The sequence below is a fragment of the Kribbella sp. NPDC051586 genome, from assembly GCF_044453965.1.
GTDB lineage: Bacteria > Actinomycetota > Actinomycetes > Propionibacteriales > Kribbellaceae > Kribbella.
Window position 1 is genome coordinate 961,149 of sequence record NZ_JBITDF010000003.1, and the last position, 12,362, is coordinate 973,510.

Annotated in this window: 13 protein-coding genes; 7 read left to right on the top strand and 6 right to left on the bottom strand. The window is 67.1% G+C overall.

Translation table 11 applies throughout. The annotated features are described in order from the left end of the window. Positions 1-17: 17 nt before the first annotated feature. Entirely contained in the window at positions 18-1,391 is a 1,374-nt protein-coding gene (locus tag ACIA58_RS23245) for an extracellular solute-binding protein (protein ID WP_396405845.1), read from the bottom strand. Between the two features lie 306 nt (positions 1,392-1,697). On the opposite strand from ACIA58_RS23245, the gene ACIA58_RS23250 reads away from it, so the two are divergent. Further along, on the top strand, positions 1,698-2,933 hold the full coding sequence (locus tag ACIA58_RS23250; RefSeq protein WP_396405846.1) for a serine/threonine-protein kinase: 1,236 nt from the start codon (positions 1,698-1,700) through the stop codon (positions 2,931-2,933). Here the strand turns inward: ACIA58_RS23250 and ACIA58_RS23255 are convergent. Next, entirely contained in the window at positions 2,920-4,878 is a 1,959-nt protein-coding gene (locus tag ACIA58_RS23255) for a VWA domain-containing protein (protein WP_396405847.1), read from the bottom strand. The two genes, ACIA58_RS23250 and ACIA58_RS23255, sit on opposite strands and share 14 nt — an antisense overlap. Before the next feature lie 85 nt (positions 4,879-4,963). Here ACIA58_RS23255 and ACIA58_RS23260 point away from each other — a divergent pair, with 85 nt between their 5' ends. Beyond that, entirely contained in the window at positions 4,964-5,503 is a 540-nt protein-coding gene (locus ACIA58_RS23260; RefSeq protein WP_396405848.1) for a helix-turn-helix domain-containing protein, read from the top strand. A gap of 114 nt (positions 5,504-5,617) precedes the next feature. Here the strand turns inward: ACIA58_RS23260 and ACIA58_RS23265 are convergent, their stop codons facing one another. Beyond that, positions 5,618-5,797: a hypothetical protein gene (locus ACIA58_RS23265; RefSeq protein ID WP_396405849.1), complete on the bottom strand. Its 180-nt coding sequence runs from the start codon at positions 5,795-5,797 to the stop codon at positions 5,618-5,620. Positions 5,798-5,946: 149 nt separating this feature from the next. Between ACIA58_RS23265 and ACIA58_RS23270 the strand changes: the two genes are divergently transcribed. Beyond that, positions 5,947-6,750 carry a DUF899 family protein gene (locus tag ACIA58_RS23270; RefSeq protein ID WP_396405850.1) on the top strand — a complete coding sequence of 268 codons (804 nt, stop codon included), beginning with the start codon at positions 5,947-5,949 and terminating at the stop codon, positions 6,748-6,750. Positions 6,751-6,778: 28 nt separating this feature from the next. On the opposite strand, the gene ACIA58_RS23275 is transcribed toward ACIA58_RS23270, so the two are convergent. The 3 genes from ACIA58_RS23275 to ACIA58_RS23285 all read right to left on the bottom strand — a co-directional run bounded on the left by ACIA58_RS23275 (position 6,779) and on the right by ACIA58_RS23285 (position 9,372). After that, positions 6,779-7,429, bottom strand: coding sequence for a response regulator (locus tag ACIA58_RS23275; RefSeq protein WP_396405851.1), 651 nt, complete (start codon positions 7,427-7,429; stop codon positions 6,779-6,781). Beyond that, positions 7,426-8,574 carry a sensor histidine kinase gene (locus ACIA58_RS23280; RefSeq protein WP_396405852.1) on the bottom strand — a complete coding sequence of 383 codons (1,149 nt, stop codon included), beginning with the start codon at positions 8,572-8,574 and terminating at the stop codon, positions 7,426-7,428. The genes ACIA58_RS23275 and ACIA58_RS23280 overlap by 4 nt, the downstream gene beginning before the upstream one ends. 90 nt (positions 8,575-8,664) lie before the next feature. Beyond that, positions 8,665-9,372: a TetR/AcrR family transcriptional regulator gene (locus tag ACIA58_RS23285; protein ID WP_396405853.1), complete on the bottom strand. Its 708-nt coding sequence runs from the start codon at positions 9,370-9,372 to the stop codon at positions 8,665-8,667. Positions 9,373-9,489: 117 nt separating this feature from the next. On the opposite strand from ACIA58_RS23285, the gene ACIA58_RS23290 reads away from it, so the two are divergent. The 4 genes from ACIA58_RS23290 (at position 9,490) to ACIA58_RS23305 (ending at position 12,361) form a co-directional block, all read left to right on the top strand. Next, positions 9,490-10,389 (top strand): NmrA/HSCARG family protein, encoded by a 900-nt coding sequence (locus ACIA58_RS23290; RefSeq protein ID WP_396405854.1) that lies wholly within the window; start codon positions 9,490-9,492, stop codon positions 10,387-10,389. Between the two features lie 96 nt (positions 10,390-10,485). Then, entirely contained in the window at positions 10,486-11,070 is a 585-nt protein-coding gene (locus tag ACIA58_RS23295) for a hypothetical protein (protein ID WP_396405855.1), read from the top strand. Next, on the top strand, positions 11,067-11,261 hold the full coding sequence (locus ACIA58_RS23300) for a hypothetical protein (protein WP_396405856.1): 195 nt from the start codon (positions 11,067-11,069) through the stop codon (positions 11,259-11,261). Before ACIA58_RS23295 ends, ACIA58_RS23300 begins: the two co-directional genes overlap by 4 nt. A 137-nt stretch (positions 11,262-11,398) precedes the next feature. Beyond that, on the top strand, positions 11,399-12,361 hold the full coding sequence (locus ACIA58_RS23305) for an ArsR/SmtB family transcription factor (RefSeq protein WP_396405857.1): 963 nt from the start codon (positions 11,399-11,401) through the stop codon (positions 12,359-12,361). The last annotated feature ends 1 nt before the right edge of the window (position 12,362 follow it).

Sequence of the window (12,362 nt, forward strand, 5' to 3'; positions counted from 1 at the left end):
GCCGAAGAACGACCCGGTCATAGCGGACTCGGAGTGTTCGCGTAGGTCAGCAGTTGCGATCGAGCACCGTCCAGTGCTGCCTGGGGCGAGGCGAGACCCTGCTGCACGAGACCGATCTGGGCACCGACGATGTTCTCGAACGTCGACCCCGACCCGGAGTACCAGGCAGGGTCGTCGTAGACGACGGTGTCGGCAGCGGCCGCGTAGTTGGACTGCGGTTGCAGAGACTTGTAAGGCTGGCTGTCACGCACCGGACCATAGGCCGGGATGTGACCGCCCTTCGCCCAGGTCAGGCTCTCCGTCAGCATGAACTTCACGAAGCTCATCGCCCGGCGAAGCTGCGCGTCGGTTCTGGTTCTGGCCGGTAGGACGAACGTGTGGGAGTCGCCCTGCTGGGCCGGTTGGTCGAACAGCGTCGGTACCGGGACCATGCCGAAGTTCAGCCCCTTGATGCTCTGCGCTGTCGTGATCTCCCACTCGCCCTGCAGATAGAAGCCGGCCTTACCGGTGAACATCAGCGTCTGCGATCCGGCGTAGTCGGTGTTCGCCGGCATCAGCCCGCGCTTTGTCAGCGACTGGATATAGGTCAGCGTGTCGAGCGTGAGCCGGCGATCGTAGGTCAGTTTCCGGCCCTCGTCGCTGAGCCACGGGGCGGCATCTTTGTGCTGCTGGTAGAGCGTCTGGAACCAGCGCCAACTCGTCGCCTGATCTGCGATCGTGGCGACGGACGCTCCGTAGGCACCGGTGACTTCCTTGGCCGCTGAGAGGGCTGCCTCCCACTGCTGGGTGCCGGCGATCGGCTTGAGCTTGCCGTCGGAGTCGAGAAGGCCCGCCTTCCGACAGACATCAACGTTGTAGTAGAGCACGAAAGGATGCGTGTCCAACGGGATGGCGTAGTTACGCCCGTTCACTTGCTGTGCCAGCCACGCCTTCTTGTTGAAGTCGTCGGCGCGCAGTCCGACCAGACCGAGCATGTCGTCGGTGATCTCGCTGACCAGGCCCGCGCGGGCCAGGTTTCCGGACCGGGTGAGGTGCGAAATCGCCACATCCGGCGGAACGCCGCCGATCGTGGCCAGCGACAACTTCGTGTAGTAGGGGTTGCCCCACGTGAAGGTGGCTGCTTCCAGCTTCGGAGAGCCTGGACCGGCGCGGTAGGCATCCTCCATCGTCTGCATCCGCACGCCATCTCCGCCACCGAACAGATTCCAGTAGGTCACCGTCCCCGGTGCAACGTCGGTACCTGCGACGCCGGCGGACAGGGTGCTGCAGCCGGCCGCAGTTCCGGCCAGCGACAGCCCGGTGGCGACCTGCAGGCTGCTCTTGAGGAACGACCGCCGCGACAGGTCACCCGCGGCGCCGATCACGGAACGACTGGGCGGGTGTGCGTCCATCCCATCTCCTCCTACATCGCTCGGCCTGCTGCTCAGAGGACGAGCTACAGAGCCCCTGTACCCACCTCGAACTGGCGTCGACCGACCGGCCGTACCTGATCATTGGTATGCCTCGCCACGATGCTCTCGCAGAAGGGCAGCATTTCCGGAACGTCCTGGAGGTAAACCGGTTTGAGGCTTCCGTGATGACCGGGTCAGCTGACCGCCGCCGTGGTGCGCTCGCAATGCCGAAGGCGCCGTGATGGCGGCTGGGGGCTGTGCCTGCTCTATCGTCAGGTGCTTCGGACCGGCGGGAGGAGGGTCGTGATGGCTGACGTGTTTGCCGGGCGGTATGAGCTCATCGACCCGGTTGGTTCAGGTGGCAACAGCACGGTCTGGCGCGCCTGGGATCGCCGCTTGCAGCGGCTCTGCGCTGCGAAGGTGCTCCGGCAGCGTCATGCAGGGGCACTGCTCCGATTCGTTCGCGAGCAAGGGCTGCGGCTGGACGACCCGCACGTTCTGAGTCCTTACAGTTGGGTGGCCGAGGACGATCAAGCTCTGCTGGCCATGGATCTGGTCGGCGGTGGTTCGGTGAACAGCCTGGTCGCTGACTTCGGTGCGCTTCCGGAGCGTTATGCCGCCGAACTGTTGGCGCAACTGCTGGGCGCTCTCGACCAGGTCCACGCGGCCGGTCTGCTCCATCGGGATGTGAAGCCGGCGAACCTGCTGCTCGAGACCACCGGCACCGGACCTCCGGTACTCCGGCTCAGTGACTTCGGCATTGCCCTGTGGCTGGGAGAGCCCCGCCTCACTCAGGACGGAGCGGTGGTCGGTACGCCGGGGTATGTCGCGCCCGAAGCGCTTGCCGGCGACCCCCCGTCCATCAGCCAGGACCTGTACGCGGCGGGCGTGACGGGATGGCAGCTCCTGACCGGGGAAGATCCGCCGCTCACCGGCCCACCGCCGAGCCGGCCTCCGGACGCGGCCGGCGACAGCGTCGTCTGGGGGGTCGTTGAGAGCCTGATGCAGCCCGCGGCGGCCGACCGGGTCCACTCGGCCGAGGCCGCGCTGGCCGCACTGGCACCTCTTATGGCGCAACCGTTGGAACTTCCAGCCTTGACGCCCGACGGGGACCTGATCGAGGTCTTCGACCACTTGCCTCCACTTCCCGCACAGTACGCAGACCTTGCCGACCCACCCCGGCCGACCATGCTGCACCAGCCATCCGAGCAGGGTCGCTGGTTCGGCAGCCAGTTGGGCTCGCGGAGGCGGCGCACCGTCGTACTGGCCGCATCCGCCGTGGCAGTCCTCGCGATGGCGGCTGTGGTCGCGGTACTGACTCTCGATGGGCAACCGACAGGCAACGACTCGCCACCGCCGAGTCAGCCGACAGCTCCGGCGACGATCAACGCCAGTCCTGTCACCCCAGCGCGCAACGCTGAGGCGAAGGTCGGCGGGACGTGCGGTTGGCAGGAGGCCGGCAATCTCGAGACGACCGCTGACGGCACTCGGGTCGTGTGCCGCCAGCAGGGGTCGTCCTACCGCTGGATCAAGGTCGGTTAGACCAGCTTTGATCCGGCCCGTTCGGATACGTCGGCGGCGCCGGAGGCATAGGAGACTTACGGCGGCGAAGAATCAGCACCGCGACGACGATCGCGACGATCAGAACGAGCACGGCGCCAAGGATGATCCAGGGCAACGACGCGGCTGTCTTGTCGGCGGCCGGCTTGGTGTCGCCCCCCGAGCCTTGGCCGGCCGTGGTACCTGACCCGGGCGACGTGGAAGGGCTGGCTGACGGCGTCTCGGTGCTAGGGGTCGGGGTGCTCGCGGTTCCACTGGTCGATGTGCCGTACGCCGGTCCGGCGACCTTGTCGCCCGCCACTGCCACGTCGATCGTGACCGGTACGCCGCCCGCCTGGTGGGCGAACGGGGCGCCCAGCTTGACCACGATGTAGTACCAGCCGTCGATGCTGGACTCCCGCACCACCGCGTCGGTGGCGTTGCGATTCAGGTACGCCGTACGCGGGGTGGCGATCGCCTTTCCGCCCGACGGCAAGATGTTCGTCGTACCGGTGTAGGCCGTGGTGTCGAACTTGATCTCCGAGCGGACCGGACTGAACAGGCCGGTACGAATGTTGGTCGTCCCGGCATCCGGAACAGCGGAGAAGGTAACCCGGTAGGCGAGACCCTGCCCCCAGTCGAGCTTCACGCGGTAGTACAGCTCTTCGCCGTTGTAGATGGTCTCGCCGAAGCGGCCGCTCCCCGTCAGGGTGGTGGCTTCGTTGAACGAGCCGCCGCCGCGCACCGGCTGGACAGCGCCGGCCGGCTGCTGCGCGAAGTCGACGAGGCCGGTCTGCGCCGGTTCACCGAAACTGCCGGTCACCGGCGGCTCGATCCGCAACTGCAGCTCCAGCGGCACGCGGTCGGTGCCGTCCTTGGAGTCGCGGGTAACTCTGAAGACGTACTTGCCGGGGACGCTGCAGCCCTTGGGCTTCGCCGACCCGGGAACCGTCCCGTTCCAGCTGAGCACCGTGGTCAGTGCACCGCCGTCCTCCTTGGCCCGGGTGTGCAGCTCACGCTCGGACCGATAGCAATCCGCCCCGCCCGGGCCGGTGATCTTGATGTCCAGGACCTCGATATCCCGAGGGTTGCCGCGCGGGAAAACCGCCGTCGCGGCGAAGTACGCCGTGTCGCCCGCCTTCAGATCGGCCGCGTAGAAGCGCTCCTCGACCGGGCTCAGGGTGTCCAGGTACTGTCCTGGCGCCATCGTCGGCGCCGTGAACGGATCCGCGGTGCCGGTGATCGGCTGGCCGGTCGGTTCGTAGTGCCGGAGCGCGCGATCGGTCACGCGACCCAGCACGCCGAGCAGCGCGTCGGCGTCAGCGGCGTCGTGATAGGTCCCACCGGTGCTCTGCGCGATGCAGGCGAGTTGGGCCCGGGCCTTCGCGTCGACTCGGAAGCCGATCGCATGCACGTGCAGGTCGATCCCTTGGCGGTGGAGCTCCTTCGCCACCTCACACGGTTGCGGCGGCGCACAGGTGTCTTCGCCGTCCGACACCAGGACGATCGAGCGCTGGCCCTCTTTCGGAAGCTGGGCGGCCGCGATTCGCAGTGACTGGCCGATCGGCGTGTAGCCGCTCGCCTTCGCCGCATTCACGGCCCGCTTGATCGCGGGTTTGTCGACTGCCTTCACCGGCTGGACGACTTGGACGTCATGGCAGCCTGCAGCCTTCTCCGACCCGCTCGACCCGGTCCCCGCGCCGTAGATCGCCAGCCCGACCGGGGCTTGGGCGGGCAAACCGTCGATCATCGATCCGACGGCTCGCTTGGCGGCGTCCATCCGGGTGCCGCTGCCACCGACATCCCTGGCGGTCATGGAGCCGGACGAGTCCAGCACCACCATCACCGGCGACAACTCGCCCTCGGCGTGGGCCGATGTGACATTTCCGAACGCGAACGTGACGGTCAGAACGGGCAGCGCGGCCACGGTGGCGAAGCGTCGTATCATGGCGTCTCCAGAGGGCTTGAAGGGTGGACATGCAGAAACCTAGCGTTTGCATCTGCAATTTGCAAATGGCAATCCGGAGCTGATGGTGACCGATTCGTACGCGCGCAACCTCAAGCTGCAGCTGGAGTGGTACGGCGAACCGCTGGGTGATCGATTCCGGCGCCTTCTCGGCCGCCTGGGGCTCTCCCAGGCCCAGCTGGCCGGCATTCTCGGCCTGTCCGCGCCGATGCTGTCGCAGCTGATGTCCGGCCAGCGTGCCAAGATCAGCAACCCGACTGTGCTGACGCGCCTGCTCCAGCTGGAGGCGACGGTGAACGATCCCGCCTGGGACACACACCCGCCGGCCGAGCAACTTCGCCGGCTCGACGAGATTCGTGGCGCCCAGCGATCGACCCTCACCGTGGACCGGGTCAAAGAGACGTCCGCTACGCCGGTGCCCGCAGACGATCCAGTCGTAGCCATCCAAGCACTGCTCCGCGACATCGCCTCTGCCGGCGACCTCGAAGGAGCCTCCGAACTGCTCGAGGACCGCTATCCCGAACTGGCGGAGGCACTTCGAGTGCTGGGCGCAGGTCGAACCCAGGACGCACGCGCCTACTACCTGAAGATCACTGGCCACCACTAACAGCCAGGCCCTGCTCCGGGCCCGGTGGGGGACCCGAGCAGCGGTGAACCCGGGACGCGACTGCGAACAGTTGGCACGCGACAAGCCTGCCGCCGCCGCCCAGCGAGCGAGGCATCAGTCGCGCGGAGCCTCACCGAGCAGCGGCGATGCCCGCAGCAACGACTCGGCCCTGGACAGCCTCGCCGCCGTCTTCGTGATCCTGGTGGCGATCGTGATGTTCCCGATCTTCGAGCAATTTCGAAAAGCTCGCCGGGCCTCGGCGCTGCCCTCACTCTGGCTCCATGAGCTGGTCACCGGTACTCCGTGCCGCAGTCGCCCTGTCCATCTTCCGCGCGCTGCTGCAATTGATCAGGCAGCAGGCAGTACTCCCGGCGGGCTAGTGGTCGATCGCCCCCGACCAACCTGAACAGAACATGTGGAAGTAGACATCAAGGAGGACGAACGTGGTCGACGACGCGAGCAAGCTGTCCGGTGTGGTGGCCGGGGCGACGGAGGCGGAGAGTCTGCCGCCGGTCGCGGACCGGGATGCGTTCCATGCCGAACTGGATGAACTGCGGGTGCGCGAGAAGGCTCACACCCGCGAGGGCGACGCGATCGCGGCGGCCCGGCGACGGCTGCCGATGGTCGAGGTGGACGCGAACACCGAGCTGATCGGAGAGTCCGGCCCGACGACCCTGCTCGCGGCCTTCCAGGGACGTCGGCAACTCCTCGCTTACTACATGATGTGGTACCCCGGCCGGCCCGCGGACGAGCAGTGCGAGGGGTGCACCTGGAACAACACCCAGACGGCGGAAATGTCGTACCTGGAGTCGCGCGACATCACCTATGCGGTGCTGTGCCAGGGACCGTACGACGAGAGCCGCCGCTACCGAGACTTCATGGGCTGGACCATGCCGTGGTACTCGGCGCAGGCGTCGCTCGAGACCTTGCTGGTCGGCCGCGCGATCGGTTCGATGCACATCGTCTGCTATCTCCGCGACGGCGACCGCGTGTTCGAGACCTACTGGACGACCGGCCGCGGTGTCGAGGCGATGGATATCAACTACCGCCTCATCGACTTGACCGTCTGGGGCCGGCAGGAACCGTGGGAGGACTCGCCCGCCGGCTGGCCGCGGGGTTGGGGAGTCAAGGAGCCCGCCGACCCCCGTACCCGCTTCGACGGCGGATTCCGCGCGAACGGCCGCCCCATCGCCCAGTGGTCCCGCATCGCGGCCGGCCGCTCCGACGACCTCACCGGCAACGCCTGAGGCAGCCGAGTCCGTTTCAGCAGGTCGATCAGTTCGCGGGAGTGATGAGACCTGCCTCGTACGCCGCGATGACCGCCTGGACCCGGTCGCGGAGATCGAGCTTGGCCAGGATGCTGCTCACATGGGTCTTGACGGTGTGCTCGGTCACGGACATCGCAGTGGCGATCTCCGCGTTCGACAGGCCGCGACCGAGCAGGACCAGTGTTTCGCGCTCACGGGCGGTCAGGATGTCGAGCGGCGCGGCCGGCGCCCTGCGCGGGCGCTTGGAGGTCAGGTCGGCGATCAGCCGGCGAGTAACCCTGGGCGCGAGCAGTGACTCACCCGCGACGACAACCCGGACAGCGTGGACGAGGTCGTCGCGGCGTACATCCTTGAGCAGGAAGCCGCTGACCCCGGCGTACAACGCCTCGTACACGTACTCGTCGGAGTCGAAGGTGGTGAGCATGACCACCTTGGTCGCCATACCCGCGCAGATCGTCCGAGCCGCCGCCAGACCGTCGACCCGGGGCATCCTGACGTCGAGCAGCGCGACATCCGGCGCGAGTTCGCGGACCATCGAGACCGCCTCCGCCCCGTCGGACGCCTCACCGACCACCTCGATATCCGATTGTGCGTCGAGGATCATCGCGAAGCCGTTGCGCACCAGTTCCTGGTCGTCGGCCAGCACCACGCGGATCATGAAACCTGCTCCGAACAAGGGATTTCGGCTCGTACCTCGAACCCGCCGCCGAGCTGTGGCCCGGCGGTCGCTGTGCCTCCGCAGGCGCCGGCCCGCTCGCGGATCCCGACCAGGCCGTGCCCACCAGGGGCCGGTTTTCCTCCGACTCCGTTGTCGGTGATCGTCAGGACGACCTGGTCTGTCGACCAGTGCATTCCGACACCGATCCGGGTGGCTTGTGCGTGTTTTCTGCTGTTCGTCAGCGCCTCCTGGACGATCCGGTAGATCGCCACCTCGGTGTCGCGCGACACCGGGCGCCGTACTCCGGTCTCCGCGAACTGCACGCTGCGGACCAGTTCCGGCAGGTCGGCGAGGGTGGGCTGCGGAGCACGGCTCTCGCCCGGCTTGAGTACGCCGAGCAGCCGCCGCAGCTGCACCATGGCGTCCCGGCCCGCGTCGGCGATCGCGTCGAAGGTCTGCTCGGCCCGATCCGGATCGGTGCGGACGACGACCGGACCGGCCTCCGCCTGGACGATCATCAAAGTCACCGCGTGGGCGAGTATGTCGTGCATGTCGCGGGCCACACGGGCCCGTTCCTCGGCGGCGGCGCGAGCGGCCTCGGTACGGCGTTCCTGCTCGAGCCGCGCGGTGCGCTCGCGGAGGACCGCGGCGTACTCGCGGTGGCTGCGTTCGAGTGAGCCGGCCATGAAGGCAGCCACCGGGAGCAGGCACGTGAACATGAACTCGGCGAGGTCGTTGTGCTTGAGCAGCAGCGACGCCGGAGGGAACGTGACAAGGATCAGCACGAGCAGCCCTCTTCGCTGCCAGCGCCGATGGCCAAGACTCGCGAGCGTGTAGATCGCCACCAGTCCGCCGTACTGCAGGGATTGACCTGGGTGGTCGTGAGCGGACACCAGGGTCGCGGCGGTGGCAACGATGACCATCACGACGAAGGGAAAGCGCCGTCGCCACAGCAACGGAATCACGGTGCCCAGCGTGAAGACGACGCCGAGCCAGGTGATCTCGCCGGGCCGGGCGTCGACGAACGGGGGGCTGGACGCGATCGCCACGGCGACCACGACGGCGACGTCCATCACCCGGTCCACCGTTCGGGGCCCTGGGATCCCGAGCCGCTCGAGGATGCGCACCGATTCAGTCTTACTCACCATCTGCTGCCCGACCTCGCTCCCACGACGGACATCCGTACGGTCGATCCGCCGCACGAGTGAGTGCACGATGGGATCGGTCCGGCCGGCTCAGATGCCGGGGAGACCGGATGCGGCGAGATCGGCGTCGATCAGGCCGCTGAGCAGAGTGGCGGTGGCAGCGGCGAGGTCGTCGAGCTGGACATCGGCGGCGGCCTCGTTGCCGAAGGCATGCTCGACGGTCCGTGCGAGCAGGTCGGCGTGCTTCGAGCTGTCCGTCGCTGTGGAGCTCTCGGCGCGCAGGAAGCCCTCGAAGGTCGCTTGATAGGCATAGCCGATCTCGTCGACACTCAGGTCGGTCCGGAGCAGGCCGTGCTCGGCGAGCAGTACCAGGTAGTCATGCGCCATCGCCGCGTGCCGCGCGTCGCGGTCCGTGGCCGGTGAGCCGGTCAACTTGCCCAGCAGGTGGAGATCGCCGAGCAGCAAACCGCGCAACAGCGGCCGGTCCACGATCGCCAGGAAGTAGACCCGGGCGAAGTTGTGCAGCAGGCAGGTCGAAGGCTCCCGCTCGAGTGCCTGCCGCAGCTCATCGATCCCGCGGAGCATCTCCCGCGCGAAGACCGCACCGAACAACTGCTCGCGCGTCTTCCAATGCAGGTAAACGGTGCCCTTGCCGATGCCTGCCTCGTCAGCCACATCGTCCATGGTCACCCGTCGGTAGCCGTGCCGGCTCAGCAGCTCGGCAGCCACGTCCAGGATGCGCGCGGCCCGATCGGCGCGCTGCTGCGGCTCGTGAAGACGTACGGCCTTGATGCTCACGGGTCGAATGTATGACCAGATGTGAGATACCGTCAACTCAAGATGCAATTGACGAATTATCAAAGATCGTCATATCGTCCAGTGTGACAGCCGTAGTTCTCATGACAGGAGTCAGACGTGAACACCTCCACCACCCGCCCTGGCAAGACGATCCTGGTGACCGGTGCGACCGGCAACCAGGGCGGCGCCACCGCCCGCCATCTGCTCGCCGCCGGTTGGCATGTACGCGCTTTCGTTCGGGACGACACGGCGCCGGCGGCTGTCGCACTCGCGGCCGCGGGCGCGGAACTCGTCCGCGGCAACCTGGATGACCCTGCCTCCATCGAGGAAGCCGCACGCGGTGCGTACGGGCTCTACAGCGTGCAGTCCGCGAACGACAACGAGCTCAACCAGGGCATCAACGTCGCGGATGCCGCGCAGGCCACGGGCGTGCGGCACCTGGTGTACTCCTCCGTCGGCGGCGCTGAGAACCAGAACCGCTTCTACCGGGAGCGGGGCTGGGGGCAGATCGAGAAATGGCAGATCGAGGAGCACATCCGCGCGCTGGGAATCCCCGCAACGATCCTGCGTCCGGCCGGGTTCATGGAGGACTTCACCAGTCCCGCGCGGTTCTTCCAGAACGGATCGCTGAACGTCCCCTGGCGCGACGACCTGGTCATGCAGTTGATCGCGATCGATGACACGGGTGCGTTCGCCGCACTGGCCTTCGCGGACCCGGATGTGTACCTGGGCAGGGCGATCGACATCACCGGTGACCAGCTCACCGCGCCTGAGATCGCCGAAGAGCTCAGCGCAGCGGCCGGACAGGCTGTGCCGCACACCCAGACCCCGATCGAGTTGCTGTGGGAGCACGATCCCGAGGTCGGGAAGGTCTTCACCTGGGCCAACGCCAGCTACTACGACAGTGACCTCGCCCCGCTGCGTAAGGCCCACCCAGCGGTGATGGACTTCCGCGCCTGGCTCCGCCGCTCCGGCAAGGCTCGCCTGATGGCCGAACTGGACGCCGCCACGGCCTGACAGGCGACAGCCGAGTCACTCCTGCGACCCAGCCGGCTGCCGATTCTCACTCGTGCAGGCGATGTCCCGGGTGGCTCGAGACGTCAGTCTGATGTGATGTACAAGTTGTTTGTCGCAGCGCCTCTGCTCTTCATTGCCTACGGCATCGTTCGCTGGATGGACGGCACAGACGGCGAATACGGTCCAGGGCTCGCCTGGACGATCGGTCATCTGCTCTTTCTCGCAGGGTTCCTGCTGTTCGCCCTGGTGCTCGTCGCGCTCCGGCGGATGGTCACCCGCTCTCGCGCGATCGCAACGATCGCAATGGTGGTCGGTCTGATCGGCGTACTGGCCTTTGTCCGCGTGATCGTGATCGATCTGCTCGTCGGTTTCGACTCCAGCGACCACGCGAGCATGTCCAGAGTCGGCGACCGCTACGATCGCTGGCCGGGCAACCTGGGTATCTACGACGCGGTCTACTCCGTCGGTCCGATGCTCTTCCTGATCGGCTTCCTGACCCTCACCATCCTGCTCGTGCGCCTGCACCGGCTGCCGATCTGGGCACCTGCAGCTCTGGTGCTGGGCTTCGCGGCGATCATCGTCAACCTCACTTTGATGCCCCTCGGCGGCGCGCTCCTGCTGGCCGCTCTCCTCCCACTGCAACGCCCAGCCAGAGACCTCCAAAAGGTCCCCAGCAGATGAGACGAATGAATTCGGCCGTCACCCGACCACTGGTTGCCGTCGCCGCGGCGCCCGCCGTCGAGCTCGAGCTCCCGGCCGACATGATGGATCAGCTCACGAACGCCCGATCCTCGGCGTACGCGGACGAAGATCGCGGATCACGACTAGGCGAGTTGCCATCGTCGGCATGGGCCCATCCAGTGGCGCGGTAGGCGGCATTGGGCCGCTTCGGCGGTCCGTCCGATCGGTGCGTGGGTCGCACCATTCGTCGCTCGTGAAATGGATGACGGTGGGTGGGTGCGCAGACATGATTGCAGAGCGACGGGCGTCATATCTCGCGGGAGACAACATGATCAGCGAGGCGCGTGGTGTTCTGGTACCGGATCTCTCGATGCTGTCGGTGATGTTGGAGACGTTGCTGGGGGACAGCGGTGACATCCCGAAACCGCTGCGGTTGCGGATGCTCTCGTTGATGCAGACACCGTCGGGGCGTGCAGCACTGCAGCCGATGGTGTCGCCGCCAGGGCACCGACGGCAGATTCCGTCGGCGGTGGCGCCGTTGACGCCGACCGGGGATCTGTCCATCGAGAGGCAGGTTGATGCGCTGCGTTCGAACCACAACGACCTGCTGCGAGGGAATCTGATCGAGATCTACCAGGGCCGGGTCCCCGCAGCTTGGCGTACAGCTGCTGACCGGCCGGCGCGCTGGTCCCGGGCACTCGGCGATGTGCTGTCGGATGTCTGGAACGGTCTCGGCCGCGGTGCCTGGAACGGATCGCGCCCGGCCGTCGACCGCGAACTCCGGCGCCAGGAGAAGCTCGTCACGTACGGCGCCACCGACACGCTGTTCAACACACTGTCGCCACGCATCGGATACGCCGACGGAGCATTCCTGCTTGACGGTCGCGTCCGTGTCCCCGTGAACGGCCGCCAGATCGTCCTCGCGCCGATGATCTCGGCACCGGGCTCGATGGTCGTCGAGATCGCCGACCCCATCGCGGTCGTGATCGGCTACCCACTACCGGACGCGCTGGCCGGCTGGACGGGTTCGGCGCGCTTCCTACGGCCGTTCGAAGACCCGCTGGCCGCAGTGGTCGGTCACACCCGCGCCGACGTGCTGCGGAAGCTTCACCAGCAGACGACCATGAGCTTGCTCGCTGCCGAGGTGAACTGCGCACCGAGCACACTCACGCACCACTGCAACATCCTGGAAGGTGCCGGCCTGATCGCACGCATCCGCCAGGGCCGCATGATCACGATCCACCGCACCACCCGCGGCTCGGCCCTCCTCGACGTCTTCAGCCGACGATGAA

Coding starts and splice junctions, on each gene's coding strand:
- ACIA58_RS23245 (WP_396405845.1), bottom strand. CDS start 1,391: ATGGACGCACACCCGCCCAGTCGTTCCGTGATCGGCGCCGCGGGTGAC.
- ACIA58_RS23250 (WP_396405846.1), top strand. CDS start 1,698: ATGGCTGACGTGTTTGCCGGGCGGTATGAGCTCATCGACCCGGTTGGT.
- ACIA58_RS23255 (WP_396405847.1), bottom strand. CDS start 4,878: ATGATACGACGCTTCGCCACCGTGGCCGCGCTGCCCGTTCTGACCGTC.
- ACIA58_RS23275 (WP_396405851.1), bottom strand. CDS start 7,429: ATGATCCGCGTGGTGCTGGCCGACGACCAGGAACTGGTGCGCAACGGC.
- ACIA58_RS23295 (WP_396405855.1), top strand. CDS start 10,486: ATGTACAAGTTGTTTGTCGCAGCGCCTCTGCTCTTCATTGCCTACGGC.
- ACIA58_RS23300 (WP_396405856.1), top strand. CDS start 11,067: ATGAGACGAATGAATTCGGCCGTCACCCGACCACTGGTTGCCGTCGCC.
- ACIA58_RS23305 (WP_396405857.1), top strand. CDS start 11,399: ATGATCAGCGAGGCGCGTGGTGTTCTGGTACCGGATCTCTCGATGCTG.